This is a genomic window from Microbacterium meiriae (assembly GCF_040686935.1).
GTDB classification, from domain to species: Bacteria; Actinomycetota; Actinomycetes; order Actinomycetales; family Microbacteriaceae; genus Microbacterium; species Microbacterium meiriae.
Window position 1 is genome coordinate 648,637 of the sequence record NZ_JBFBMF010000002.1, and the last position, 26,003, is coordinate 674,639.

A 26,003-nucleotide genomic window follows, 5' to 3' on the forward strand; every position below is an offset into this window, starting at 1 on the left:
CTCCGAGTCTAGGGAACCGCACGGACACGACCGCCCGTGGCCTGTCGTATCGTGAACGGGTGACGAGGATCATCGCCGGAACGGCACGCGGCACCCGGCTCGACGTCCCCGGTGCCGGGACACGGCCGACGAGCGATCGCGTGCGCGAGTCGCTGTTCGGCGCCCTGGAGTCGCTCGACGCGATCGCGGGTGCCAGGGTGCTCGACCTCTACGCGGGCTCCGGCGCGCTCGGGCTCGAGGCCCTGAGCCGCGGAGCCCGAAGCGCCGACCTCGTGGAGCGCAACCGGCAGGCGGCAGCCGTCGTACGCCGCAACGTCGCGGCAGTGACGAAGGCGTCCGGCGCCGCGTCCGCGCAGGTCCAGGAGGCGACCGTCCGGGCGTTCCTCGGTCGGGCGACCGGACCGTACGACCTCGTTTTCACCGATCCGCCGTACGACATCGACGACGAGGCGATGGACGGTGACCTGGCCGCCCTCGCTCCACTGCTCAGCGACGACGCCGTCGTGGTCGTCGAGCGTGCCCGCCGTTCCCCGACCCCCGACTTCACGGCGGCCGGGCTCCGCGTGTTCCGCGAGAAGACCTACGGCGACACCACCCTCTGGTGGGCCGAGCCGGACCGCGACGAGCCGGCGTCCGCGGCCGTTCAGCCGGAGACGGAGTCCCAGTCCCGGTAGGGATCCCAGCCGCTGACATCCACAGGACGGTCGTCGCAGAGCAGGTCCTCGTCGCCGCGCGACCGCACGACACCGATCGCGCGGAACCCCGGCGGCAGCACGCCGTTCGGGAACGTCGCGAGCAGCGCATGGTCCTCACCGCCCGCGAGCGCCCGCTCCGGGTTCGCACCGAGCGCCGCGCCGTCCAGCGCGAGGGTGACGCCGGAGGCCTCCGCAAGGCGACGCGCATCGAGGGCGAGGCCGTCCGAGACGTCCATCATCGCGGTCGCGCCGGCGGCCGCCGCGGCGACGCCGAGGCCGATGGGCGGTGATGGTCGCAGCTGTGCGGCGACCGCGGCGCTCTCCCCCGCCGCGAGGGCCGCAGGATCGACCGGCACCGGCGTCTCGCTGTCCCGGAAGCGTCCGAACAGCACCGCCAGTCCGTGCGCGGCATGGCCCAGCTCCCCCGCCACGGCGACGACGTCGCCCGGCCGCGCCCCCGCCCTGGTCACCGGCGGGCGGCCTTCGAGGTCGCCCAGTGCCGTCACGGCGACCGTGAGCACCTCGGACACCGTGAGGTCGCCGCCGACGACCGCGCACCCGGGGGCCAGCGCCGCGCAGGCCTCGCGGAAGCCGTCAGCCAGGCGCTCCACGAAGGACAACCGGAGCTCACGCGGCACGGCGAGAGACACGAGAAGGGCGGTGGGACGCGCGCCCATGGCGGCGATGTCGGCGAGGTTGACCGCCGCCGCCTTCCACCCGAGGTCGTAGCCGCTCGTCCAGGCGAGGCGGAAGTCCGGCCCGTGCACGAGGGTGTCGGTCGTCGCGACGACGGAGGCGGAGGGAGCCGCGATGACGGCGGCGTCGTCACCCGGCCCGAGGAGCGTGTGCGCGCCGGGCGCGGTGCGCTGGAGGATGGCGCGGAGGATGCGGCTCTCCGAGAGATCTCCCAGGCGCGGATCGTCGGAGTCGGGTCGGGAGGGCATGTCGTCAAAGGTAGCCTGGATGCATGCTTCGTTCCCGCCGCCTCGCTGCCGTCGCGGGGTCGATCGCCCTCGCCGCCGGACTCGCCGGATGCTCCACCACCGTGCACCTCGAGCCCGCGGAGGACGCGAACGACCCGGCCTGCGCGAACGTCTCCGTGCTCCTGCCGGACGCCGTCGGCGGCTACGAGCGGGTGTGGACCGACGCGCAGGCGACAGGCGCATGGGGCGATCCCACGGTCGTCCTGCGTTGCGGCGTGGAGCCCCCCGCCCCGTCCGACCTCGTCTGCACCACCCTCGGCGGCGTCGACTGGTTGGTGCTGGAGCAGGAGGACGAGCGCCAGCGCCTCGTCACCTACGGTCGGGAGCCGGCCATCGAGGTCATCATCCGCCGTGGCGAGCAGGTCGACTTCCAGTCGATCGTCGACAGCCTCTCGTCGAACATCCAGTCCGGACTCGCACCGGCCACCGCGCAGTGCACGGACCGGGTGGAGTTCCCCGCGAGCTGAGCGCCCGCAGGGGACGCCGATGTCAGCGGCGCAGACCCGCCTCGACCAGCTCGGTGATGAGATCGCCGTAGCTCAGCCCTGAGGCGACCCAGCACTTCGGGAACATCGAGATGGGCGTGAATCCGGGCATGGTGTTGAGCTCGTTGACGACGAGCTCGCCGTCCGGGGTGAGGAACATGTCGACGCGGGCGAGGCCACGACCGTCCACCGCCTGGAAGGCACGCACGCCGGCCTCCTGGACGGCCGCCACCTCCGCCTCGCTCAGCTCCGCGGGGCACACCACATCGACGCCGTCGCCACCGAGGTACTTGCCCTCGAAGTCATAGAAGCCGCGGTCGGTCAGCACGATCTCCCCCGGAAGGGAGGCGCGGACGCCGTCGGCGGTCTCCAGGACCGCGACCTCGATCTCCCGCCCGGTGATCCCGGCCTCGATGAGGACCTTGTCGTCCTCGGCGAAGGCGATGGCGAGGGCGGCGTCGAGCTCCTCCGGAGCCGTCACCTTCGAGACGCCGACGCTCGATCCGGCGCGCGCCGGCTTGACGAAGACGGGCAGGCCGAGCTCGACGGCACGGCGGCGCACGACCGCAGGGTCGACGTCCCACTCGCGGCGGCGCACGGTCACGCCCGGTGCCACCGAGATACCGGCGGCCCGCAGCGCGATCTTCATGAAGTGCTTGTCCATGCACAGCGCCGAGTCGAGCACGCCGCCGCCGGCGTACGGCACCTCGAGCGTGTCGAAGTAGCCCTGGATGGTGCCGTCCTCGCCGTGGGGTCCGTGCAGGATCGGCAGGACCACGTCGATCTCGCCCAGCCCCTCGGTCGCGCCGCCAGGGTGCACCACGCGCAGAGTGCGGTCGCCGCCGGGCTCCGGCCAGAGCACCCGGGTGCCGTTGTCCACGACCTCGGGCAGGTGCGCGGCGTCCAGCGGGAACTTCGCCGGGTCGTCGTCCTCCAGGACGAAGGCGCCGTCGCGGGTGATCCCCACCGGGATCACGGCATACCTGTCACGATCGATCGCGCCCAGCACTCCCCCCGCCGTTGCGGAACTGATCGAATGCTCGCTGGAGCGCCCTCCGAAGAGCACCACCACCGTCTGCTTGTCCATGGTTGGTCCTCTCCCCCTGCGGGGTGTCGTCGTCCGTCGTCAGATGCGGGGCGATGTCCCGGGGATCCATCTTGCCGTCGAGCACCATCTTCACCTGCTCCACGATCGGCATGTGCACATCGGCTTCGCGGGCGAGCTGCAGCACGGGGGCGACCGAGGCCAGACCCTCCGCGGTCTGCTGCATCTGCTTCACCACATCCTGGAAGCTGTATCCCTGTCCGAGCAGCCGCCCGGCCGTGTTGTTGCGGCTCAGCGGCGACTGACACGTCGCGATGAGGTCGCCGAGCCCCGCCAGTCCCTGCAGGGTCTCCGGCTGGGCACCGTTCGCCACCGCGAAGTCGGTCATCTCGACGAGGCCGCGGGTGATGATCGAGGCCTTCGTGTTCTCGCCGTAGCCCACGCCGTCGACGATCCCGATGGCGACGGCGATGAGGTTCTTGAGCACCCCGCCGAACTCCGTGCCGATGACGTCGGTGTTCACGAACGTGCGGAAGTAGGAGTTGCGCGCGGCGCGGGCCACGACGTCCGCCGTCTCCTGGCTGCGCGACGAGATCACGGCCGCGGTCGGCTGCTCCCGCGCGATCTCCAGCGCGAGGTTGGGACCGGAGGCGACGGCGACCCGGTCGGGATCGCACTGCAGCTCCTGCTGGATCACCTGGCTCATGCGCAGTCCGGTGCCACGCTCGACGCCCTTCATGAGGCTGACGATCTTCGCGTCGCCCGAAGCGATCAGCGGGCGCAGCGCCTTGAGGTTCTCCCGCAGCGACTGACTCGGCACGGACAGGTACACCTGGTCGACGCCCTCGAGGGCGGTCGCCAGTTCATGCGTGGCCGCCATCGTGCGGGGCAGGTTGATGCCGGGCAGGTAGCGCGAGTTGCGCTTCGCCTCATGGATCTCGTGCGCCAGCTCCGCACGGCGCGCCCACATCGTCACGTGGGCGCCGCCGTCGGCGAGGATCTTGCCGAACGTGGTGCCCCAGCTGCCGGCGCCGATCACGGCGACGCGGGGTCCGGCCGGCGCGGTTCTCTTAGGGGTCAAGGCGTCCGGTCTCCTTCTGGCCGTGGCTCGCCGGATTCCAGCGCTCCGCGGGGGCCTTCTCGCCGCGCACCTGTTCCAGCAGCGCGGTGATCGCGTTCATGAGGCGGTTGGTGGCCTCCGTCAGCGCCGCCGGCTCGCCGGCGCGACCGCGGAGGTCGGACACGTCGACGGGGTCGCCGATGATCACGGTGACGGGCTTCCGGAGCGGCCAGAGGCTGAGCCCCTTCTGGTAGCGGCCCATGATCGCCTGCGTGCCCCACTGGGCCATCGGGATCAGCGGGATGCCGTCGGCGAGGGCGAGCCGCACCGCTCCCGACTTGCCGCGCATCGGCCACATGTCGGGGTCTCGGGTGAGCGTGCCCTCCGGGTACACGATGACACCGCGACCGTGCTCCACGAGAGCCGCCGACTGGGCCATCGTCTGCTTCGCGGAGGACGCCGAGGACGTGCGCGCGACCGGGATCATCCCCGTCTTGCGCAGGAACCATCCGAGGACGGGCACCCGGAAGAGGCTCTCCTTGGCCATGAACCGCGGGGCGCGCCCGATCCGCCAGACCGCCATGGCGACGATCAGCGGATCGAACTCCGAGTAGTGGTTCGGCGCGAGGACGAATGAGCCCTCGCGCGGCAGCTTCTCCGCACCGACGATCCGGATCTTCGCGATCAGCGACACCACCGGGACGACGATCGCCGCGAGCGGCCAGAAGACGCTCGGACGCGTCTTCTCCGGAGACCGGGACGCCATCGGGCTCACCGGATGACGTCGAAGTCGGCGCCGAGCGCGTCGAGCTTGGCGAGGAACTTCTCGTATCCGCGGCTCAGGATGTCGACCCCCGACACCTTCGACTCGCCCGTGGCCGTCAGCGCCGCGATCACGTGGCTGTAGCCGCCGCGCAGATCGGGGACGACGATGTCGGCGCCGTGGAGCGGCGTCGGGCCCGTGATGACGGCGGCCTGCTCCAGGTCACGACGCGGCACGCGCCGCGGGCCGTCCTGCAGCCCGCGCGGGTGCACGACGATGTCGGCGCCCATCTTGACGAGCGCCTCGGTGAAGCCCATGCGGTTCTCGTACACGGTCTCGTGCACGACGGAGCGGCCGTGCGCCTGGGTGAGCGCGACCACGAGCGGCTGCTGCCAGTCGGTCATGAAGCCGGGGTGCACGTCGGTCTCGATCACGACCGGCTTGATGTCGCCGTCGCGACGGAAGAGGATGCCGTCCTCCTGGATGTCGAACCAGCCGCCCGCCTTCCGGAAGACGTTGAGGAAGGTGAGCATCTCCTGCTGCTTCGCGCCGCCGACGAAGATCTCGCCGTCGGTGGCCAGAGCGGCCGAGGCCCACGAGGCCGCCTCGTTGCGATCGAAGATCGACCGGTGGTCGTAGCCGCGGAGCTTCTCGACGCCCTCGATGAGGATGACGCGGTTGGGCTCGTAGGAGATGATCGCGCCCATCTTCTGCAGGACGGCGATGAGGTCCATGATCTCGGGCTCGATCGCCGCGTTGCGCAGCTCGGTGATGCCCTCCGCCCGTACAGCGGTGAGGAGCACCTGCTCCGTGGCGCCGACGCTCGGGTACGGGAGGTGGATGTTGGCACCGTGCAGACGGGCCCCGCCGGTCGAGAGGCGGATACCGCTGGGGAGCTTCTCGACGATCGCGCCGAACTTCCGCAGCGCGTCCAGGTGGAAGTCGATCGGCCGGTCGCCGATGCGGCAGCCGCCGAGGTCGGGGATGAACGCCTGGCCGAGGCGGTGCAGGAGCGGACCGCAGAACAGGATCGGGATCCGGGAGGCGCCCGCATGCGCGTCGATCTCCTCGAAGTGGGCCGACTCGACGTCGCTGGGGTCGAACACCAGGGAGCCGGGCTCGTCACCCTCCGACACGCGGACGCCGTGCACCTCGAGCAGCGAGCGCACCACGGCGACGTCGCTGATGGCCGGCACGTCGCGCAGGACGCTCGTGGTCTCCCCGAGCAGAGACGCGACCATCGCCTTGGTGGCGAGGTTCTTCGCGCCCTTGACGTCGACGCGTCCGCGCAGCGGACGGCCTCCGCGGATGGCGAGGACGTCTCCGGTCAGCGCGGGGACGTCGTCGGAGAGAGCGTCGCGCACGGGTGTCGTCATTCGGGGCCTCACTTCATTCATCGGGGGCGGGGTTACCCCTGGCTCCCCCGCCCCCTCCGTCTCACTGGACGGGAAGGGTCCGCGGCCGCCACGACTCGCGACGGGCCTCGAACTGCGCGATCTTGTCTTCGTTGCGCAGCGTGAGCCCGATGTCATCGAGCCCTTCGAGGAGCCGCCATCTAGTGTAATCGTCGATCCCGATGTCGGCCTGGAAGCCGGCCTCCGCGCCCCCGGTCGGGTCGCCGATGGAGGCGGTGCGCGCCTCGAGGTCGACCGTCATCCGCGCGCCGGGATCGGCGTCCATGACGGCCCAGAACCGCTCCAGATCCGCCTCCGAGATGGTCGCGGCGAGGAGTCCCTGCTTGCCCGCGTTCCCGCGGAAGATGTCGGCGAAGCGGGGGCTCAGCACGACCTTGAAGCCGAAGTCGCGGAGCGCCCACACGGCGTGCTCACGGCTGGAACCCGTACCGAAATCGGGTCCGGCGACGAGGACGGACGCCCCCTGGTACGGCGCCTGGTTGAGCACGAACCCGGGGTCCTGCCGCCAGCCGTGGAACAGCGCGTCCTCGAAGCCGGTCTTGGTGACGCGCTTGAGGAACACCGCAGGGATGATCTGGTCGGTGTCGACGTTCGACCGCTTCAGCGGCGCAGCGATGCCCGTGTGGGTGATGAACTTCTCCATGGTCAGGCCTCCAGGTCGCTCGGGCTGGACAGGGTGCCGCGGATGGCTGTCGCCGCCGCGACGAGCGGGGACACGAGGTGCGTGCGGCCCCCCTTGCCCTGGCGCCCTTCGAAGTTGCGGTTCGAGGTGGACGCGCAGCGCTCCCCCGGGGCGAGCTGATCGGGGTTCATGCCCAGGCACATCGAGCACCCCGCGAAGCGCCACTCCGCCCCGAAGTCCTTGATGACCCGGTCCAGGCCCTCGGCCTCGGCCTCCAGTCGCACGCGGGCTGAGCCGGGAACGACCATCACCCGCACACCGTCGGCCTTCTTCTTGCCCTGGATGATGGAGGCGAAGGCGCGGAGGTCCTCGATGCGGCTGTTCGTGCACGAGCCCATGAACACCGCGTCGACCGGGACCTCCTTGAGGGGGGTACCCGGCGTCAGGTCCATGTATTCCAGCGCACGCTCGGCGGCTGCCCGCTCGTTGGGGTCGGCGATCTCCGCGGGGTTCGGCACCGCGGCGGAGAGCGAGCTGCCCTGCCCGGGGTTCGTCCCCCACGTCACGAACGGCTCCAGCTCGTCGGCGTCGATGAAGACCTCGGCGTCGAAGGTGGCACCTTCATCGGTCGGCAGGGTGCGCCAGTAGGCGACCGCGTCGTCCCAGTCCTGCCCCTTCGGCGCGTGCGGACGCCCCTCGAGGTAGGCGAAGGTCGTCTCGTCCGGAGCCACCATGCCGGCGCGCGCACCGGCTTCGATCGACATGTTGCAGATCGTCATGCGGCCCTCCATGGAGAGCGCGCGGATCGCGCTGCCGCGGTACTCGAGCACGTAGCCCTGACCGCCGCCGGTGCCGATCTTGGCGATCACGGCGAGGATGATGTCCTTCGCGGTGACGCCGGGACGCAGCGTGCCCTCGACGGTGATCGCCATCGTCTTGAACGGCTTCAACGGCAGGGTCTGGGTCGCCATGACGTGCTCGACCTCGCTGGTGCCGATGCCGAACGCCATCGCGCCGAACGCGCCGTGCGTCGAGGTGTGCGAGTCGCCGCAGACCACGGTGATCCCGGGCATGGTGAGGCCGAGCTGCGGGCCGACGACGTGCACGATGCCCTGCTCCGCGTCCCCCAGCGAGTGCAGGCGCACGCCGAACTCGGCGGCGTTGCGGCGCAGCGTCTCGATCTGCGTGCGGCTGGTGAGATCGGCGATGGGCTTGTCGATCTCCCACGTCGGCGTGTTGTGGTCCTCCGTGGCGATCGTCAGGTCGAGCCGGCGGAGCGGCCGCCCCTCGCTGCGGAGGCCGTCGAAGGCCTGCGGGCTGGTGACCTCGTGCACGAGATGCAGGTCGATGTAGATGAGGTCGGGCTGGCCGTCCTCGCCCTTGACGACGAGGTGGTCGTCCCAGACCTTCTCGGCGAGCGTCCTGGGGCGTGCGGAATCCGCACCGGCGGTGGTGGTCATGGCGTGTCTCCTGTGGATGGCGGTTCGGCCCACGATGGACTCCGCGACGAGGAGGGGCTCAGATCGAGGTCTCGCCGCGGCCGCTAAGAAGGAGCACGGTCCGCATGACGTCAGGTTACCACCGCTCGGACACGCCGAGACACGCCGTGACACTCTGTTGCTCACCCGATCGACCGAGAGGCCCCGCATGACCGTCGACACCGCCCGCTTCGCCACCCGCGCCGTCCACGCCGCGAGAGGCCGGGCCGCTGCCGCCTCCCGCGTGACGCCGATCTACCTGACGGCCGGTTTCGAGTTCGACGACTTCGATCACGCCGCCGACCACTTCGGCACCGGTACCGGATTCGGGTACACGCGCACCGGGAACCCCACGGTGCACGCGGTGGAGCGGCAGCTGGCGAGCCTGGAATCCGGTGCGGACGCCGTACTCGTGGCCAGTGGACAGGCCGCCGTGACGACCGCCCTGCTCTCGGTCGTGGGGGCGGGCGATCACATCGTCTCCTCGACCCACATCTACGAGGGCACCCGCGGGCTGTTCCTGGACAACCTCGCCAGACTCGGCATCGAGACGACGTTCGTGGACGACATCGCGGACCCGGACGCCTGGCGCGACGCCGTGCGCCCGACGACCAGGGCGCTGTTCGCGGAATCGCTCGCGAACGCGCGGAACGACATCCTCGACGTCGCGGCGGTGAGCGCGGTGGCCGACGAGATCGCCGTTCCGCTGATCGTCGACAACACCCTGGCCACCCCGGCTCTCCTCCGGCCGCTGGAGCACGGCGCGGCCATCGTGGTGCACTCGGCGTCGAAGTTCCTCGCGGGTCAGGGCGCGGTTCTCGGCGGCGTGGTGATCGACGACGGCCGGTTCGATGCCGACCGCGCCGGGCATAACGCCCCGCACCTCGTGCTGCCGGGGCGCGGTGGTGTCCCCAGCGTCTTCGCCCGACACGGCGGCCGCGCGCGCATCGGCTACGCCAGGGAGTCGGTGGCTCCGCGGTTCGGTGCCTCGCCCTCGCCCCTCAACGCGTTCCTGATCGGCCAGGGCACCGAGACGCTCGGCCTGCGCGTGGAGCGCCAGTCGCAGAACGCCCTCGCCGTCGCACGCTGGCTCGCCGCGCATGACGCCGTGGAGAGCGTGGACTACGTCGGCCTGCCCACGCACCCGCACCACGAGACCGCGGTGCGCTACCTCGACGGCGGCTTCGGCTCGATCTTCACCTTCACCCTGCGCGGCGGCCTGCCCGCGGCCCGTCGCTTCGTGGAAGAGGTGTCGGTCTTCACGCACATGACCCACATCGGCGACGTGCGGTCGCTCGTGCTGCACCCGGGCACCACCAGCCATGCGCAGCGCACCGACGAGGAGCGCCGGATCCTCGGTGTGGGCCCCGGCACGCTCCGACTGTCGATCGGCATCGAGGACGTCGACGACCTGATCGGGGATCTGGCGCGGGTGCTCGAGAGCGTCAGGGAGACGGTGGCATGAGCCGCCTGCAGCACTTCGGGTGGTTCCTCGCCCGGGGCTTCGGCCCTCAGGGGTGGGGCTATCCGTCCCTGGACTGGGACTACGACTGGACGCGACCGGAGATCTACCAGGAAGCCGCGCGCACCCTCGAGCAGGCCGGATTCGACCTCGTGATCGTCGAGGACAGCCCCTCCCTCGGCTCGGCGGAGACGATCGATCTGCGCGTGCGTCACGCGTTCGGCGGCCCGAAGCACGATCCCCTCCTGCTCGCCCCGTACCTCTTCCAGGCGACCCGTCATCTCGGAGTGGTGCCGACCGTGAATCCGGCGGCCTCGCTGCCGTACACGTCGGCGCGCCAGTTCGCGACGCTGCAGCATCTGAGCAAGCACCGGCTCGGCCTCAACGTGGTCACCGACACCGGCAGCGCCCGTCACTTCTCCGCGGCCCCGCAGCTCGGCCACGACGAGGCGTACGACCGTGCCGAGGAATGGCTCGCCGGCATCCGCGCGCTCTGGCGGAGCTGGGACGAGGGCGCCCTGGTCGCCGATCCCGCCTCCGGCGTCTATGCGGACGGCACCCGCATGCGCCCGGTGCAGCACCGCGGGGCGCACTACGACTTCGACGGCCCCTTGAACGCCGTGCCCTTCACGGACGGAGAGCCGGCCATCGTCTCCCCCGGCGGCTCGGGGCGCGGCCTGGCGTTCGCGGGTGCCAACTCGGACGTCCAGCTCGCGCTCGCACAGCTGCACGAGAAGGCGGTACGGGAGTATCGGCAGCGCGTGCACGACGCCGCGATCGCCCGGGGACGCCGTGCCGAGGACGTCAAGATCCTCTTCGCGATCCAGCCCGTGATCACGGCGTCCGCCGAGGAGGCCGACCGGATCGTGGCCGCCTCCGCACACCCGGACGACGCCGCACTCGCGAAGATCGCCCGGAAGCAGTCGAGTGATCTGGAGACCGATCTCACGGCCCTCGATCTGGACCGTCCCCTCGACCCTTCGGTCTTCGGAGCCCATGTCTCCCGCGGGAGCATCCAGCGGCTGATCGGCGACCGCGGAGAGGATGCCCCGCTCCGCGCGCACCTCACCGCACTCGCCCGCACCGGCCGGCTGCACGACCGCAGCGGTTTCGTGGGCACCGCAGAGGAGTTCGCCGATCTCGTCGAGGAGCTCGGTGAGTGGGGCAACGACGGCGTGCTGCTCTGGGGCGACTTCCACCCCGTGACCCTGCACCGCACGCTCGACGAGCTGGTGCCGATCCTCCGCCGCCGCGGGCTGCTCCGGCGCGAGTACGCGGACGGCGGCCTGCAGGCCAACCTGCAGGCGTTCTGACCCGCTCCGCGCGGACTCAGTCTCCGACGTGAGCGACGCGCTTCTCCGCGCGCTTCTCCCTGGACGACGCGATCAGGCTCGCGATCGTCGCGACCGTCATCGACACGAGGATCACGCCGAGCGACACCATGTTGTCGATGTCGGGCACCCACTCCACGTGCTCGCCGCCGTTGATGAACGGGAGCTCGTTGACGTGCAGCGCGTGCAGGATCAGCTTGATGCCGATGAACCCGAGGATGACGGCGATGCCGTAGTGCAGGTAGCGGAGGCGGTCCAGGAGGTCGCCGAGGAGGAAGTAGAGCTGGCGCAGCCCCATGAGGGCGAAGATGTTCGCGGCGAAGACGAGGAAGCCGTTGGTCGTGATCTCGAAGATCGCGGGGATCGAGTCGATCGCGAAGATGAGGTCCGTGACGCCGATCGTGATGAACACGATGATCATCGGCGTCCACATCCGCTTCCCGTCGACGGTCGTGCGGATCTTCGAGCCGTCGTAGGTCTCGCTGATGTCGATCCGGCGGCGGAGCAGCCGGACGATGAAGTTCTCGCGCTTGACGTCGTCCTCGTGCTCACCCTCCGGCATCGCCTGACGGATGGCCGTGTAGACGAGGAAGGCGCCGAACAGGTAGAAGATCGGCGAGAAGTTCTCGATGATCGTCACGCCCACGAGGATGAAGAGCCCGCGCAGCACCAGCGCGATGATGATCCCGACCATCAGGACCTGCTGCTGCAGACGTCGCGGCACCGCGAACTGCGCCATGATCAGCACGAAGACGAACAGGTTGTCGACGGAGAGGCTGTACTCCAGCGCCCACCCGGTGATGAAGTCCCCGGCGTTCTGCCATCCGCCCACATTGCCCAGCAGCACCGCGAAGAGCAGCGCGAGGCCCACGTAGAACACGACCCACAGCGTCGACTCCTTGGTGGAGGGGATGTGCGGGCGCAGCCGGATGAGGAGCAGGTCGCCGATCAGGATGATCGTGAGGACGACCATCGACGTGATCTCGAACCAGACGGGGATGTCCACGGGCGCTGTGCACCTTTCGCGAGGGGTCGGGAATGAGTCGAAAGTCTCTCCCCCGCAGATGTGCGGCGCGCGCCCGGAGCAGCGGTGTCGATGCTCGTGATGACGTTACGCGCGGATTCGGGATACTCCCTCTCGCCCGGGCCATGCTACCGGAGGTGGGAGCCGCGCGGACGAGGAAGTCCCCACCCGCTGCGGATCCGAGGCCGTGCTGAGACGATGGGTCATCCGCCGACACTCTCGAGGGAGAGACACCGAACGGAACCAGGATGCCCGCGCAGACGAGTGACCAGCGATGGGCCGCCCAGGCGGCGGCCGGCGATCAGAGCGCCTTCCGCGCGCTGTACCGCGCCCACGTGCGCCCCGTGTACTGGATCGCCCACGGGATCCTGGGCTCCCCCGCCGACGCGGAGGACGTGGCGCAGGAGACCTTCGTGGTCGCCTGGCGGAAGCTTCCGGATCTGGAGCTGCAGGGAGAGTCGATCCTCCCCTGGCTCGCGACGATCTGCCGCTTCCAGTCCGCGAACCGGCTGCGCCAGCGCCGTCGCGACCAGGCGCACACGACGGACGCGGCGGACGATCAGCTCCCGGACGTCGTCAGCGTCGAGGAGCAGGTGATCACGGCGGCGCTCGCCGCGAGGATCGCCGCGGAGGTGGGCACCCTGAGCGAGCTCGACCGGGAGATCTTCCGGCTGTGCGCGTCCGAGGGCTACGCGTACCAGGCCGCCGCCGACGAGCTCGGCGTGACGCACGCCGTCGTCCGGAACCGTCTCTCACGCGTGCGCACCCAGCTGCGCGGCGCCGTCAAGGAAGTGAGGGACGCATGAACCACCAGACCCCGCAGGAGAGCCTCCCGCCACTGTCGGACGCGACCGTCGCCCGGATCGAGGAGGCCGTCTTCACCGAGATCCGCAGCGAGCGGCGCCCGCTGTCTCCGCGAACCGAACACGCCCGGAACCGTCGACGCCGATGGCTCACCGCCGGAGGGATCGCGGCGGCCTTCGTCGTCGGGGTCCTGGTGACCCCGCCGATCCTCGGCGCCGTCGGAGGCGGCGGCTCGTCCGTATCCACAGCGGACGGCACCGCGGGCTGGTCGACCGACGAGGCGGGCTCGGCCGTGCCGGACCGCGCCGTCGAAGGGGCGCCCCTTCCCGGCACCGTCGGATCGGACGCCGCGGCGTCTGCCGAGGACGCCCGTGACATCGTCGCCACCGCCCAGGCGTCGGTGCAGGTGCAGGACATCGCCGACGCCGCATCCGCCATCGGCGATCTCGCCGTCGAGCACGGCGGCTACGTCGAGAGCACCGAGGTCGGCCGAGCGGTCTCGTCGGATGCCCCCGCCGAGCCGGCTCCCGCGGATTCCGGGTACGGCTGGATCACGATCCGCGTCCCCGCCGACGATCTGACCACGGTGATCGCCGCCCTCGGCGACACCGGTGAGGTGCTGTCGTCCTCCGTCACGAAGCAGGACGTCACCGCCACGGCGATCGACCTCCGCGCCCGCGTGGAGTCGACCCGTGCGTCGGTGCAGCGGCTCACGGAGCTCATGGGGCAGTCGGGCACTGTCGCCGATCTCATCGAGGCGGAAGTCGCGCTCACCGATCGCCAGGCGCAGCTCGAGTCGTACGAACAGCAGCTCGCCGCGCTGGAGGACCAGGTGGCCCTGTCGTCGCTCACCGTGGAGCTGTCCCGCAGCGGCACCACGGCGTCGGCAGACCCCGCCGGCTTCGGCGACGGTCTGCTGGCCGGGTGGAACGGGCTCGTGGTCTCACTCAACGCCCTGGTGATCGCGGTCGGCTTCCTCCTCCCCTGGCTCGCGGTGGTCGCTGTCGTCGTGCTGGTCGTCTGGCTCCTCCGCCGTGGCCGGCGGAAGCGGCGGGCGCCCGCAGCTCCGCCCGTCCGGGAGGATTAGCGGGAACCGCGCTTTTCCGCGGTATACAAGAACTCTTGTGCGCATCCGGGTCGCTGCTTAGCCTTCGGAGCGTGGAAGACATCTCCGTGATCACCGCCGTGCATCACCCGCTGCGGCGCCGCATCTACGACTATCTGCTGCTGTACGGCGCCTCGCAGGTGACCGCCCTCGCCCGTGCGCTCGACAGCCAGGTCGGCAGCATCAGCCATCACCTCCGGATGCTCGAGCGAGCCGGGATCGTCGAGCGTGCCGCCGATCCGACCGGCGACCGGCGCACGAGCTGGTGGACCGTCGCCCGGCGCGGCCTCACCTGGTCGGTGGAGGACTTCGTCGACTCCCCCGCCGATGCCCTTCTCGCCCGGGAAGCACAGCGGCAGGGCATCCGCATGCAGATCGACCGCCTCCAGCGCTGGCACCGACGCCGAGGGGAGCCCGCCGTCGCGGCCTACGACGCTTCCAACACGGAGACCACCGCGTGGGCGACCCCGGAGGAACTGCGCGACCTCTCCGCGCGCGTGCTGGACGTGGTGCGGGACTGGCAGGCCTCGATCGACGAAGGCGACGGCCAGGCGCGCACGCCCGTCTTCTTCTTCGCCCACGCGTTCCCCACGGAGCCGTGATGACCGCGCTCACCCCGCCCCTCGAGCTCACCAGTCCTCCTCCGTTCCGGCGTGACCGGATGGTGCACGCGTGGATCGGCGTGAAGGCTCTGTCCGACGCCGGCGACACCGTGTGGACGATCGCGTTGGCGTGGACCGCCGTGCAGATCGCCTCCCCCGCCGTCGCCGGACTCATCGTCGCCGCCGGCACGGTTCCGCGCGCAATGGTGCTGCTCTTCGGCGGGGTCATCGCGGATCGCGCCGACGCCCGCCGGGTGATGATCGTCTGCAATGCGGTGCGTGTGGGGGTGCTCGTCGCCGCCGCCGTGTGGACGGTCTCGCATGCGCCCACCGTGCCCGTCCTGCTCGCCGCCGCCGTGGCGTTCGGGGTGTGCGACGCGTTCTACGAACCCTCCGCCGGCACCATCGGGCGACAGCTGGTACGCACCGACGATCTCCCCTCCTACGCGGCCGTCATCCAGACGGCGTCGCGCCTCGGCACGATGGGGGGCGCCGCGCTGGGCGGCCTGCTCGTCGCCCAAGCCGGTCTCGCGGGGAGCGCATCCGCGAACGCGGTGACCTTCGCCCTGGTCGTCGGGTTCCTGGCGATCGTCCTGCGCCCGCGGTTCCGGCTCGCCCGGGCCCCGCGCACCTCGTCCCTGCGCGCGATCGGCGCGGCGTTCGCCCACCTCGGAGCGAACCACACGACGCGCACTCTCGTCGTCGCCCTCTCCGGACTCAATCTCGCCGTGGGCCCCGCCATCGGCATCGGCCTGGCTCTGCGGGCGCACGACGAGGGTTGGGGGGCTCCCGCGGTCGGCCTCTTCGAGGGCCTCCTCGGCCTCGGCGCCGCCGTGGGAGCTGCCGCGGTCGCGAGATGGCGGCCGCGCCACGAGGCGCGGAGCGGGTTCGGCGCGCTCCTCGTCCAGGGAGCGGGAATCGTCGCGCTCGGGTTCGGCCCCGTCTGGACGGTGGCCGTCGCCGCCACCGTCGTCGGCGCCACCGCGGGCTACGCCTCCGTGCTGCTGAGCGCGACCTTCGCCGCGACGGTGGACACCGCCTTCCTCGGTCGGATGGGGTCCCTCACCCGGCTCGGCGACGACTGCCTGATGCCGCTCGCGATGGCGGGCTTCGGCGCGCTCGCGACCGTCACCGCCGTCTGGGTGCCGTTCGTCGTGGCCGGTGGTGCGATGACGGCGCTCATGCTCGTGCCGCTCCGGGCTCGCGCGTTCCGGACCCTGTCGCTGCGCGCGGATGACTGACGCGCACGCCCGGGAACGGCGAAAGCCCCCCGGGGAACCGGAGGGCTTTCGTCGTGTTGTGTGACCCCAGCGGGATTCGAACCCGCGTTACCGCCGTGAGAGGGCGGCGTACTAGGCCGCTATACGATGGGGCCGTTTGCGGAACTTTTCCGTTCCGCGACAACCGTTCAAGTATGCCACGGCGATTCTCACTGCGCCAAATCGAGGCCAGTCCACCCGAGATCCCGGGCGTGGCGCGCCGATTTCCGTTTGCCGCAGACCCCGGGAAGGAGTTGACTCGTCTCATGCGCGTCACCAAGTTCGAACATGCCACCCTCCGCCTGGACCAGAACGACGACACCCTCCTGATCGATCCGGGATCCTTCACAGCCCCGCTGCACGACCTCAGCGGATTGGTCGCCATCGTGCTCACGCACGAGCACCCCGACCACTGGACGCCGGAGCACCTCGACCGGATCCTCCGCGCGGCCCCCGGGACCCCGATCTTCGGGCCGGAGGGCGTGGCGAAGGCGGCGGAGGGCTACGAGGTCACGGTCGTCTCCCCCGGCGACACCGTGGAGGTCGGCGCCTTCACTCTGCGCTTCTTCGGTGGCACGCACGCGGTGATCCACTCCTCGATCCCGACGATCGACAACGTGGGCGTGCTCGTCAACGACACGTTCTACTACCCCGGCGACTCGTATGCGGTGCCGGAAGGCGTCGAGGTCGGCACCCTCGCCGCGCCGCTCGGAGCCCCGTGGCTCAAGATCGGGGACGCCATCGACTACGTCCTGGCCGTGAAGCCCCGACGCGCGTTCGGCACGCACGACATGACCCTGTCCGTGATCGGCAAGAACATGCACCGGCAGCGGCTGCAGTGGGCGACCGAGCAGGGCGGCGGCGAGTTCCTCGTGCTCGAGCCCGGCGACACCATCGATCTGTGAGCGGACCACGCCGCCTCCTGCCCGCCCCGACCCCGCGACTCGCATTCCGGGAGATGATCGCGGACGATCTCGGCGACATGGCGGCGCTCCTGGGTGATCCGGAGGTCATGGCGTACTACCCCGCGCCCAAGTCGCGAGCGGAAGCCGCCGAGTGGATCGGGCGGATGCAGCAGCGCTACCGCGAGGACGGCCACGGTCTCTGGATCATCGAGACGCACGACGGCGAGTTCCTCGGCGACTGCGGCCTCACCTGGCAGTCGGTGAACGGCGCTCCCGTGCTCGAAGTCGGCTACCACGTCCGCGTCGATCGCCAGCGCCGAGGCTATGCCACCGAGGCCGCACGCGCCTGTGTCGACCTCGTCGCGCGGACCTTCGCTCCCACGCTCCTCACCGCCATCATCCACCCCGCGAACGAGGCGTCCCGCGGTGTGGCGGAGAAGCTCGGCATGACCCACATCGATGACGATCGCGCCCATCCGTGGATCGTGCGCACGGTGATGGGCATGACCGTGGAACGCGTGCCCGACAGCCCGTCCTGACAGCCGGCCAGGATACCGGGGAACTCTTGCTCCTGCCGTGCCCGGCTGCTGTACTGGGCCCTTGTAACGTGTTACCTGTCACGAAAGGAACAATCCTCATGATGATGACCGGAGTTCACCAGAGCAGGAAAAGGATCGGGCTCGCCCTCGCCGGCGTCGCCCTCGTCGCGTCCGGCATCGTCGGCACCCCCGCGACGACGGCGTGGGCGGACGGCGATTCCGGCGACCGCGACGAACGCGCCAGCTCACGGATCATCGGAGGCACGGCAGTGCCGAACGACGCCTATCCGTTCATGGCGTCCCTCCAGTTCGCCGGCGAGGCCTTCTGCGGCGGCTCGCTGGTGGCGCCGCGCGTCGTGATGAGCGCCGCGCATTGCGTCACCGGCGCCGATCCCCTCAGCGGGCTCCCGGTGCCGGACGTGGACGGAGTGACCGTCACGGTCGGCCGCACCGTGCTGTCCGACGGCAGTCAGGGTCAGGATCGCGGTCTCGCCGGCGCGGAAGCCGGTGGCCCGGTCATCGTCCACCCTCGCTACCTCCAAGGGGACGAGGCCTACGATCTCGCCTTCGTGACGCTCGACCGCCCGATCTCGGGGATCGTGCCCGTGAAGCTGCCCACCAAGGGGACGGATGCCCTCCTTCGTCCCGGACAGTCGGCGACGGTCATCGGCTGGGGCAACACCGACACCGCCCTCGGGAACTTCCCGGACCGTCTCCGTCAGGTCCAGGTGCCCATGCTCGCGACGGAGGAGTGTGAACTCGCCTACGACTCCTTTCGACCGGGGGTGAACATGTGCGCCGGTGTCGTCGGCAAGGACTCCTGTCAGGGGGACAGCGGCGGGCCGCTGTTCCGCCGACCACCGGCTCGCGACACCGCGTACCAGATCGGCATCGTGTCCTACGGGGACGGCTGCGGTGAGCAGGGCGCCCCCGGGGTGTACGTGTCGCTGAGTTCTGCAGATCTCTGGGACACGCTGGCAGAGTCCCCTGAGGGCAAGGCCACCGCGAAGAGCCTGAGGCGCTGACCGCTGCCGGAATCGCTGTCGGTCAGCCCTGAGCGCCACGCACCCGCAGGTCACGCGCGAGGTGGTCGCGCTGCTCGATGAGGAGTCGTCGCAGCGCCGCCGGGGCCTCGGGGTTGACCGAGAGCCACGCATCGACGAGATCCAGCGACGAACGGGCGGGGAACAGCCCGATCACCAGCCGACGAGCGATCTCGATGCTCCGGTCCGTCCACGCGGTCCCGATCCGCGCGAAGTACTCCTCGTCGTAGGACTCGATGAGGTCACGGCGGCCACCGGCGCGGAAGCCGCCGATCTCGGCATCGAGGTGGTCGTTCGTCAGCGACTGGTCTTCCCACGCGGCGGTCCAGGCGGCCGCGCGTACCGCCGCGTCGGGGACGGAGGCGCGGGCGCGGCGGGCGGCGGTGCGTCCGTCGCCGGTGTCGTCCCTCTCCTCCTCGGCCGCGATGTCCGAGGCGTCGGCGTGACCGGTCGTGACGAGGGCCGTGAGGAGCTGCCAGCGCAGATCGGGATCCACGACGAGTCCGTCCGGCACGTCGCCGTCGAGCAGGGCCCGGACCTCCGCGTGGTGGACGTCATCGAACGCCGAGGCGGCGGCCAGCGCACGCGCCCAGGAGAGCTGGGAGTCGCTGGCGGCGTCCGCCTGCTGCAGTGCCGCCCACGTCGTCTCGGTCCAGGCGCGCTGCTCCGCGGCGCGTCGGTCGTCGGAAACGAAGTGCCGCAGCGCGAACGCGGCGTCGAGCAGCGCCGCAGCCAGCAGACCGCCGTTCGACTCCCGCGGTGCGTGCGCGCGCACGATCGCGACGAAACGGGCGGCATCGAGCTCGCCGTCTCGGGTGGCGTTCCACAACGACGACCACACGAGCGCCCGGGCGAGCGGGTCCTCGATGTCCGAGAGGGATTCCTCGACGGTGCGGAGCGACCGCTCGTCCAGGCGCGCCTTCGCGTAGGTGAGGTCGTCGTCGTTGAGCAACACGAGATCAGCCTCGGGGAGCTCGATCTCGACCCGCTCCCCGATCAGATCCAGCTCCCGCTGCTCCCGACGCACGATCCGGCCGTCCACGCGGTCGTACAGTCCGATCCGCAGGCGGTGCGGACGGACGTCGTCCTGGACGAGGTGCTGTGCGCCGTCGGCGTCGGTCTCCACCCAGATGGTCGAGACGCCCGTCGTCTGCAGCCAGGCGCCCGCCCAATCGGTCATGTCCCTGCCGGACACCGCGCTGAGCTCGACGAGGAAGTCGTCGAGGGTGGTGTTGCCGAACGCGTTGGCCGCGAAGTACCGCCGGGCGCCTTCGAAGAACGCCTCGTCGCCCACGAACGCGACGAGCTGCTTCAGCACCGAGGCGCCCTTGGCGTAGGTGATGCCGTCGAAGTTCAGCTTCGCGGCCTCCAGGTCGGGGATGTCGGCGACGATGGGGTGCGTCGTCGGCAGCTGGTCCTGCTGATAGGCCCAGGCCTTGCGCCGCATGGCGAACGTCACCCACGCGTCGTGGAACCGGGTGGCTACCGCCGAGGCGTGCGATCCCATGTAGTCGGCGAAGGACTCCTTGAGCCAGAGGTCGTCCCACCACGTCATCGTGACGAGGTCGCCGAACCACATGTGCGCCATCTCGTGCAGGATCGTGTTGGCCCTGCCTGCCCGCTGCGCCTCGGTGGCAGCACCACGCGAGAGGTAGCCTTCCGTGAAGGTGACCAGGCCGGGGTTCTCCATCGCGCCGAGGTTGTACTCGGGGACGAAGATCTGGTCGTACTTGCCCCACGGGTAGGGATAGGCGAAGGCGTCGGTGAAGAAGTCGAGCCCCTGCCGGGTGACCTCGAGGATCTCGTCGGCCTCGAGGTGCTCGACGAGCGAGCGGCGGACGAGCACGCCGAGGGCCACTCGCTGCTCGTCTCTGGTCCACTCCCCGTCGACACGGGCGTACGGGCCGGCCGCGACCGCCGTGATGTAGCTCGAGATCGGCAGCGTGGGGGCGAACTGCACGCGCTGGACGCCGACGCCGAGGTCGACGTGGGCCGGCGACTGGTTCGAGAGCACCTCCCACCCGGACGGCGCGTCGATGACGAAGGTGTACTCCGCCTTCATGTCCGGCTGCTCGAAGCAGGCCATCACGCGACGGGAGTCCGCGGGCTCGTACTGCGTGTAGAGGTAGGTGCGGTCGTCAGCCGGGTCGTGGAACCGGTGCAGGCCCTCCCCCGACCGGCTGTAGGCGCCGACCGCTTCGATGCGCACGACGTTCGACGCCGCGAGGTCGTCGATCGTGAGGCGCGCCCCGTCGTAGACGACGTCCCGCTCCTCCCCGTTCACCTCGACGCGCCGGACCTCCTCGCCGATGAAGTCCAGCCACGTGCTCTGGACCGTCGCATCGAACTCCAGGACCGTCGTCGTCGGGAAGCCCGTGCGCGCCCGCTCCGGGGCTCCGGTCAGGTCCAGCTCGACGCGGATGCGGTGCAGGGTGATCGCGGCGGATCGCGCCGCGGTCTCCTCACGGGTCAGGTTCGCGGTGTGCATCCCTCCATCCTGGCATCTTCCCGAGGTCAGCTGGGGAGCTCCCGCGGCCTCATCCGCGCCGCCCGGCACCGCGCCGGTTGACCTTCCGCGACGTCTCGGGCCCGCCCAGCAGCCGCCGGATCGCCGTCTCCGGGGTCACATCGAGGTCGAGCGTCCTCCCCCGGCCGTACTGCCGGAACACCCGAGGGTCGATGTAGCTGTTGCGGGCGACGGCAGTCGTGTTGCCCAGGGCGGTCGCCGCCGCCTGCACCGCGAGGCGCTCGGCCTGGTTCCGCTGTCCGCGGCGGTCGAGGACGCCGATGCGGGCCAGGGCGTCTGCGGCGATGATCGTGCCGTGGAGGGTGCGGAAGTCCTTGGCGGAGAAGCTGGCCCCCAGCACGTCCTTGAGGTACGTGTTGACCTCGGCGGGCGTGATCTTCACCCGCCGCCGGCCTTTCCGGTAGGCCAGGAGGAAGGCGGTGGAGGCGCCGCTCGCGAAGTCGGTGAGGGCTTCGGCGAGGGATTCGTCGGTGATCTCGATCGCGGCGGTCTGTCCGCTCTTCGCCGGGAAGGACAGGGCGACATCGCCGCCGTCGATGCGGACGTCGCGGCGGCGGAGCGTGGTCAGGCCGCGGCTGCCGTGGCGCGCCAGGTAGCGTTCCGAACCGATCCGCAGCGCGGCGTCGTCGAGCAGGCGGAAGGCGATCGCGAGGGCTCGCTCCTTCGTCTGGCCGTCCTCCTTGAGAGCCTTGGTGACCTGCGCGCGGGCGCTGGGCAGGGCCGCGGCGAGGTCCAGTGCGCGGACGAACTTGCGACGGTCGCGGGAGACACGCCAGAGCGGGTGGTAGAGGTACTGCTTACGACCGGCGGTGTCGATCCCCACGGCCTGGATGTGCGCGAGCGGGTCGGCCGCGATCCACACGTCCTGCCACGCCGGCGGGATCACCAGGTCGCTGATGCGTTCGCGATCCGCCTCGGGCGCAGGCTCCCCCATCGGATCGACGTACCGGAACCCCGAGCTCGTCCGCTTCCGCGTGAAGCCCGGGTCCTGACCGGGTACCACTCGCACCAGTCGCGCCATGCGTCTCTCCTCCCGCCGTGCAGCTCCTCCGAGTGTGGAGTGACCCCGGTCTCGGCGGGAAGGGAGTGGCGTCTCACCCCGCCGGCGTGCTATCCGCGTCGGCGTCCTTCGCGAAGACCGCCCGCATGTGGTCGCTGGTGAGGAAGTCAGCGATGCCGATCATGATCAGGCTGAAGACGATCTGCTCGGTGACCATCCAGACGGGATAGAGACCGGGGATCGCCGCCATGACGAGCGTGATGACCGGGAAGATCTGCGCGAACAGCCGCAGTCGGAGGTAGGCCCAACGCCATCCGCGGCGCGCACCAGGGCGACCACGACAGCGCCCACCCCGAGCACCAGCTCGGCGACGAGGAGCCAGAGGATCCAGGTGAAGGCACGGAGCGTCCTGGGGTGAGTGCGGCCGGCGTCGCTGATCAGTACGCCGGCCTGCCGCCCACCCGCGATCCGGTCGAGACGGAGGAAGAGCGGTTCGAGGGCCATGCTCGGAGCCTAGACCGGCGGCGTCCGCTCGACCTCGTCCGTTCGATGGACCTCGACGCTGCCGTTGGCCGCTTCCGGGAGCACCCGCTCCAGCACCATCGCCAGCACACCGACGGCGAGACTGCCCGCGACCATGACCGCGATGAACCACCCGCTGACGCCGACGCCGAGGAGCACCCCTGCGACGAGCGGGCCGAGGATCGCTCCGCCCTGGAAAGCGGCGGAGTTGAGGGCGTTGTAGCGGCCGCGGGTGCGGTCGGTCGCGAGATCGTTGTAGATGGCGGGGATCGTCGGCTGCATCATGGTCTCCCCGAACGCGAAGACGCCCATGAACGCGATCACCGCGATCGCGGCCGTGACCGAGTCGGGGAGCAGACCCGCGGCACCGAGCATGACCCAGGAGACGGCCCAGATGAGCGCCATGACCTGCATGACCCTGGTGCGGCGGCGACCGTTGATGAGGCGGAGGACGGCGAACTGCAGCAGCACGATGACAGCCGTGTTCACCGCGAACGAGATGCCGACCACGGCGGTCGACACCTGCGCGATCTGACGGGCGTAGGCGGGGAAGCCCGCCTCGATCTGTCCGTACCCGATGAAAACGGAGAAGAAGGTCAGCAGCGTCATCCACAGCACCGCCGGCCGACGGAGGATCTCCCGGTAGCCGCCCTCGGTGGTGACCGCCGGGTCGGGCTCCGCCTGCGTGCGCACGTGCCGGAGCGGACCCAGGAGCAGTGCCAGCGGGATGAGGCTCGTGGCCGCGTCGATGAGGAAGATCGTGGTGAAGGTCGCCGGCTCCGTCACGTCGACGAAGAAGCCGCCGATGATGCCGCCCACGCCGATGCCGAGGTTGACGAGGGCGAAGTTCACGCCGAAGTACTGCTGACGGACCTCGCCGTCGACCACCGAGGCGATGAGCGCGTTGAAGCCGGGCCAGGAGACCCCGAAGTTCACCCCGATGAGCACGACCGCGACGGTCGCGACGGCGGGATGCGTGGCGTAGGCGAGGAGCGTGCACCCCGCGATCATCGAGAGCAGTCCCACGATCAGCACACGGCGGGCGCCGAAGCGGTCGATGAGCGTACCGCCGGGGCCCGTGACGACGAGCCCCGTGATCGCGATGAGGCTCATGAGCGCCCCAGAGAACCCGAGGTCGAAGCCGCGCACCTCATGGAGGTAGATGATCGTGAACGGCAGCGTCATCCCCCGCCCGAGCGTCTGGATCGCCACGGTCGACAGCAGCCAGCGCCCCTCGGTGGGCAACGCGTTCCAGAAAGACCTCATACCGATCACCTCGTCATTGTTCCAGGAGCCGCGGACATCGGATGACCGCCGGGCTCCCGGGAGCAAAGCCGATATTCTGCGAACATGCCCGTGTCGTTCGATGACTTCCGCTCCGCCCTGCTCCACGCACCGACCCGTGAGGCCTGGGGCCTCGTGCTCACCGATGCCGAGGCGCAGCAGGTCGCCGTGGACGAGCAGGCGAGCCGGGCCTGGTACGACTACTGGCTCGCCACCACGGCGCCGGCGACGCCCGCCCCCGCGGCGGCAGGGCTCGGCGGACACGAACTCCCCATCGCCGCAGCGCCCGGGTTCGCTGCGGCGCCGCCGCCGGCACCGGCCGCGGCCGCGCAGGGACCCGTCTCCTCCGGTGGGCCGGAGATCGCGTTCCCCGCTTCGGAGAGCACCGGGAGGAAGAGCCGGGTCGGCCTCTGGGTGACGCTGGGCATCGTAGGCGCGCTGCTGCTGATCGCCGCGATCGTCACGGTGTTCGCGTTCACGACCGCACGCCACTGGACCAAGGTCGACGTGCCGGAGAAGCCCGAGACCTTCCACAGCGAGGAGTACGAGACCGGCAAGTACCTCTTCGCCGACGACGGCGTGAGCCCGTGCGCGGTGGACCAGGACTGGACGGACTGCATCGGCCTCATGGAGGCCGAGTACGCGGGCGCCTGCGCCGGGGTCGACCTCGTCCCCACCGCCGCGGATCTGTGCGCGCAGCACCGCGCCGAGATCGACCGGATGATCGCGGAGGACGCGGACGGGATGTACGTGGCCTCCCTCGGCGATTTCGGACACCTCACCCGGACGCCCGAGACGGCGACGCGCCAGGTCTCGAACGACGATGCCGAGCCGGCCGTCACGCACGAGGCCGTGTGCTATCTGGGGTTCCTGGGAGAGTGCGAGTAGCGCTTCACCATCCGCGGGTCTCGCCGGGGAGGCCGACCGAGCGTATCGTCGGGCACAGACCTGATCGGGTCGGGGACGAGGTGTCGACATGTGTCGGTGGCTGGCGTATGTGGGAGAACCGCTGCACCCGTCGGAGGTGATCCTCGACGCGCGACATTCGCTCGTGGCGCAGTCCCTGGACTCGCCACTCGGCGCGGAGACCGTGAACGGGGACGGGTTCGGCCTCGGCTGGTATCCGGTGTCGAACCGTGAGGACTCGGGGCAGCCGCCGGGGCCCGCGCTGTTCCGGAGCATGGAGCCCGCCTGGAACGATCTGAACCTGCGCGAGATCTCCCGCATGATCCGCAGCCCGCTGTTCTTCAGCCATGTGAGAGCCGCCGCCGGGCCGCCGGTCCAGCAGACCAACTGCCACCCGTTCCGGCACGCGAACTGGCTCTTCATGCACAACGGCGGCCTGACGGACTTCCTGACGGTGAAACGCGACCTCACTCTCGCCGTCGATCCCTCCCTCTACCCGGAGATCCAGGGCACCACCGACTCCGAGGTGCTGTTCCACCTCGCCCTGACACTCGGCCTGCAGGACGATCCGATCGCGGGGATGCGGGCGGCCATCCGGGAGGCCGAGCGAGTGGGCCACGAGCATGGCATCCGCTTCCCGGTGCAGGGCACCTTCGCGGTGTCCGACGGCACCACCGTGTGGGCGATCCGCTATTCGACCGCCGGACGCTCCCGCTCCCTCTTCCACTCCACCGACATCGAGACTCTTCGTCGGATGTACCCCGATGCGGAACGTCTTCGCATCTTCGGTCGCCGGGCGCACGTGATCGTCTCCGAGCCGCTGAACGATCTGCCCGGTGCGTTCGAAGAGGTCCCCGAATCCACGGTCTCGATCCTCGACGAGGCGGGCTACCGGTACGAGCCCTTCCTCGAAGCTGCGTGAGCACTGAGGTTCCCGCCGGGGAAACGAGAAAACCCCCGCCGGAGCGGGGGTTTTCGAAGTGCTGGGGTACCTGGACTCGAACCAAGAACAACTGAACCAGAATCAGCCGTGTTGCCAATTACACCATACCCCAAGGGCGAAACCGGAGCCTCGCACCGAGAGTCAAGCTTACCCGAGCGGCGACCGATCACCAAAACCACCGGTGCCGTGTCGCCGCTCGGG

25 protein-coding genes and 2 tRNA genes are annotated in these 26,003 nt (G+C 70.4%); 13 read left to right on the forward strand and 14 right to left on the reverse strand.

The window, feature by feature from the left end; translation table 11 throughout:
- The first annotated feature begins 59 nt into the window (after positions 1-59).
- Positions 60-674: a 16S rRNA (guanine(966)-N(2))-methyltransferase RsmD gene (gene rsmD, locus AB0P08_RS08590; protein WP_363589350.1), complete on the forward strand. Its 615-nt coding sequence runs from the start codon at positions 60-62 to the stop codon at positions 672-674.
- Here rsmD and thiL read toward each other — a convergent pair.
- Entirely contained in the window at positions 644-1,639 is a 996-nt protein-coding gene (thiL, locus tag AB0P08_RS08595; RefSeq protein WP_363589352.1) for a thiamine-phosphate kinase, read from the reverse strand. The genes rsmD and thiL overlap by 31 nt on opposite strands.
- Before the next feature lie 23 nt (positions 1,640-1,662).
- Here thiL and AB0P08_RS08600 point away from each other — a divergent pair, with 23 nt between their 5' ends.
- A complete protein-coding gene (locus tag AB0P08_RS08600) occupies positions 1,663-2,145 on the forward strand; it encodes a DUF3515 family protein (RefSeq protein ID WP_363589354.1) in 483 nt (160 codons plus the stop codon).
- A gap of 22 nt (positions 2,146-2,167) precedes the next feature.
- On the opposite strand, the gene AB0P08_RS08605 is transcribed toward AB0P08_RS08600, so the two are convergent.
- The 6 genes from AB0P08_RS08605 to leuC form a co-directional block, all read right to left on the reverse strand.
- Positions 2,168-3,250 carry a D-alanine--D-alanine ligase family protein gene (locus tag AB0P08_RS08605; RefSeq protein WP_363589356.1) on the reverse strand — a complete coding sequence of 361 codons (1,083 nt, stop codon included), beginning with the start codon at positions 3,248-3,250 and terminating at the stop codon, positions 2,168-2,170.
- Positions 3,150-4,289 (reverse strand): NAD(P)H-dependent glycerol-3-phosphate dehydrogenase, encoded by a 1,140-nt coding sequence (locus AB0P08_RS08610; protein WP_187663959.1) that lies wholly within the window; start codon positions 4,287-4,289, stop codon positions 3,150-3,152. Before AB0P08_RS08610 ends, AB0P08_RS08605 begins: the two co-directional genes overlap by 101 nt.
- Positions 4,279-5,034, reverse strand: coding sequence for a lysophospholipid acyltransferase family protein (locus AB0P08_RS08615; protein ID WP_187663958.1), 756 nt, complete (start codon positions 5,032-5,034; stop codon positions 4,279-4,281). Before AB0P08_RS08615 ends, AB0P08_RS08610 begins: the two co-directional genes overlap by 11 nt.
- Before the next feature lie 5 nt (positions 5,035-5,039).
- Positions 5,040-6,407, reverse strand: coding sequence for a UDP-N-acetylglucosamine 1-carboxyvinyltransferase (murA, locus tag AB0P08_RS08620; RefSeq protein ID WP_280569504.1), 1,368 nt, complete (start codon positions 6,405-6,407; stop codon positions 5,040-5,042).
- Between the two features lie 61 nt (positions 6,408-6,468).
- Positions 6,469-7,089 carry a 3-isopropylmalate dehydratase small subunit gene (gene leuD, locus AB0P08_RS08625; protein WP_259951682.1) on the reverse strand — a complete coding sequence of 207 codons (621 nt, stop codon included), beginning with the start codon at positions 7,087-7,089 and terminating at the stop codon, positions 6,469-6,471.
- 2 nt (positions 7,090-7,091) lie between these two features.
- Positions 7,092-8,528: a 3-isopropylmalate dehydratase large subunit gene (leuC, locus tag AB0P08_RS08630; RefSeq protein ID WP_363444228.1), complete on the reverse strand. Its 1,437-nt coding sequence runs from the start codon at positions 8,526-8,528 to the stop codon at positions 7,092-7,094.
- Between the two features lie 187 nt (positions 8,529-8,715).
- On the opposite strand from leuC, the gene AB0P08_RS08635 reads away from it, so the two are divergent.
- Together AB0P08_RS08635 and AB0P08_RS08640 are read left to right on the forward strand one after the other, a co-directional pair.
- Positions 8,716-10,011, forward strand: coding sequence for an O-acetylhomoserine aminocarboxypropyltransferase/cysteine synthase family protein (locus AB0P08_RS08635; protein ID WP_363589358.1), 1,296 nt, complete (start codon positions 8,716-8,718; stop codon positions 10,009-10,011).
- On the forward strand, positions 10,008-11,321 hold the full coding sequence (locus tag AB0P08_RS08640; RefSeq protein ID WP_363589360.1) for an LLM class flavin-dependent oxidoreductase: 1,314 nt from the start codon (positions 10,008-10,010) through the stop codon (positions 11,319-11,321). The genes AB0P08_RS08635 and AB0P08_RS08640 overlap by 4 nt, the downstream gene beginning before the upstream one ends.
- A gap of 16 nt (positions 11,322-11,337) precedes the next feature.
- Here the strand turns inward: AB0P08_RS08640 and AB0P08_RS08645 are convergent, their stop codons facing one another.
- Entirely contained in the window at positions 11,338-12,345 is a 1,008-nt protein-coding gene (locus tag AB0P08_RS08645) for a TerC/Alx family metal homeostasis membrane protein (protein WP_363589362.1), read from the reverse strand.
- A gap of 266 nt (positions 12,346-12,611) precedes the next feature.
- On the opposite strand from AB0P08_RS08645, the gene AB0P08_RS08650 reads away from it, so the two are divergent.
- From AB0P08_RS08650 to AB0P08_RS08665, 4 genes are all read left to right on the forward strand, one after another.
- Entirely contained in the window at positions 12,612-13,169 is a 558-nt protein-coding gene (locus AB0P08_RS08650; RefSeq protein ID WP_187663951.1) for an RNA polymerase sigma factor, read from the forward strand.
- Positions 13,166-14,254 (forward strand): DUF4349 domain-containing protein, encoded by a 1,089-nt coding sequence (locus AB0P08_RS08655; RefSeq protein ID WP_363589364.1) that lies wholly within the window; start codon positions 13,166-13,168, stop codon positions 14,252-14,254. The genes AB0P08_RS08650 and AB0P08_RS08655 overlap by 4 nt, the downstream gene beginning before the upstream one ends.
- A 71-nt stretch (positions 14,255-14,325) precedes the next feature.
- Positions 14,326-14,874, forward strand: a complete 549-nt coding sequence (locus AB0P08_RS08660; protein ID WP_363589366.1) for a helix-turn-helix domain-containing protein — start codon at positions 14,326-14,328, stop codon at positions 14,872-14,874.
- Entirely contained in the window at positions 14,874-16,115 is a 1,242-nt protein-coding gene (locus AB0P08_RS08665; protein WP_363589368.1) for an MFS transporter, read from the forward strand. Before AB0P08_RS08660 ends, AB0P08_RS08665 begins: the two co-directional genes overlap by 1 nt.
- Before the next feature lie 61 nt (positions 16,116-16,176).
- Here AB0P08_RS08665 and AB0P08_RS08670 read toward each other — a convergent pair.
- Positions 16,177-16,249, reverse strand: a tRNA-Glu gene (locus tag AB0P08_RS08670).
- Positions 16,250-16,399: 150 nt separating this feature from the next.
- Here AB0P08_RS08670 and AB0P08_RS08675 point away from each other — a divergent pair.
- From AB0P08_RS08675 to AB0P08_RS08685, 3 genes are all read left to right on the forward strand, one after another.
- Positions 16,400-17,038, forward strand: coding sequence for an MBL fold metallo-hydrolase (locus tag AB0P08_RS08675; protein WP_187663947.1), 639 nt, complete (start codon positions 16,400-16,402; stop codon positions 17,036-17,038).
- Positions 17,035-17,577 carry a GNAT family N-acetyltransferase gene (locus AB0P08_RS08680; RefSeq protein WP_363589370.1) on the forward strand — a complete coding sequence of 181 codons (543 nt, stop codon included), beginning with the start codon at positions 17,035-17,037 and terminating at the stop codon, positions 17,575-17,577. The genes AB0P08_RS08675 and AB0P08_RS08680 overlap by 4 nt, the downstream gene beginning before the upstream one ends.
- Positions 17,578-17,675: 98 nt before the next feature.
- Positions 17,676-18,602, forward strand: a complete 927-nt coding sequence (locus AB0P08_RS08685) for a S1 family peptidase (protein WP_363589372.1) — start codon at positions 17,676-17,678, stop codon at positions 18,600-18,602.
- A gap of 22 nt (positions 18,603-18,624) precedes the next feature.
- Here AB0P08_RS08685 and pepN read toward each other — a convergent pair whose 3' ends face one another.
- The 4 genes from pepN to AB0P08_RS08705 all read right to left on the reverse strand — a co-directional run bounded on the left by pepN (position 18,625) and on the right by AB0P08_RS08705 (position 23,935).
- Positions 18,625-21,108 carry an aminopeptidase N gene (gene pepN, locus AB0P08_RS08690; RefSeq protein WP_363589374.1) on the reverse strand — a complete coding sequence of 828 codons (2,484 nt, stop codon included), beginning with the start codon at positions 21,106-21,108 and terminating at the stop codon, positions 18,625-18,627.
- Positions 21,109-21,157: 49 nt separating this feature from the next.
- Positions 21,158-22,168: a DNA topoisomerase IB gene (locus AB0P08_RS08695; RefSeq protein WP_363589376.1), complete on the reverse strand. Its 1,011-nt coding sequence runs from the start codon at positions 22,166-22,168 to the stop codon at positions 21,158-21,160.
- 73 nt (positions 22,169-22,241) lie between these two features.
- Positions 22,242-22,397 (reverse strand): hypothetical protein, encoded by a 156-nt coding sequence (locus AB0P08_RS08700; protein ID WP_363589378.1) that lies wholly within the window; start codon positions 22,395-22,397, stop codon positions 22,242-22,244.
- A 263-nt stretch (positions 22,398-22,660) separates the two neighbouring features.
- Positions 22,661-23,935: an MFS transporter gene (locus AB0P08_RS08705; protein WP_363589380.1), complete on the reverse strand. Its 1,275-nt coding sequence runs from the start codon at positions 23,933-23,935 to the stop codon at positions 22,661-22,663.
- Positions 23,936-24,019: 84 nt separating this feature from the next.
- Between AB0P08_RS08705 and AB0P08_RS08710 the strand changes: the two genes are divergently transcribed.
- Together AB0P08_RS08710 and AB0P08_RS08715 are read left to right on the forward strand one after the other, a co-directional pair.
- A complete protein-coding gene (locus AB0P08_RS08710; protein ID WP_363589382.1) occupies positions 24,020-24,841 on the forward strand; it encodes a hypothetical protein in 822 nt (273 codons plus the stop codon).
- Between the two features lie 88 nt (positions 24,842-24,929).
- Positions 24,930-25,781, forward strand: a complete 852-nt coding sequence (locus AB0P08_RS08715) for a class II glutamine amidotransferase (RefSeq protein WP_363589384.1) — start codon at positions 24,930-24,932, stop codon at positions 25,779-25,781.
- A 61-nt stretch (positions 25,782-25,842) separates the two neighbouring features.
- Here AB0P08_RS08715 and AB0P08_RS08720 read toward each other — a convergent pair.
- Positions 25,843-25,914 (reverse strand) — tRNA-Gln (locus tag AB0P08_RS08720).
- Positions 25,915-26,003 lie beyond the last annotated feature (89 nt).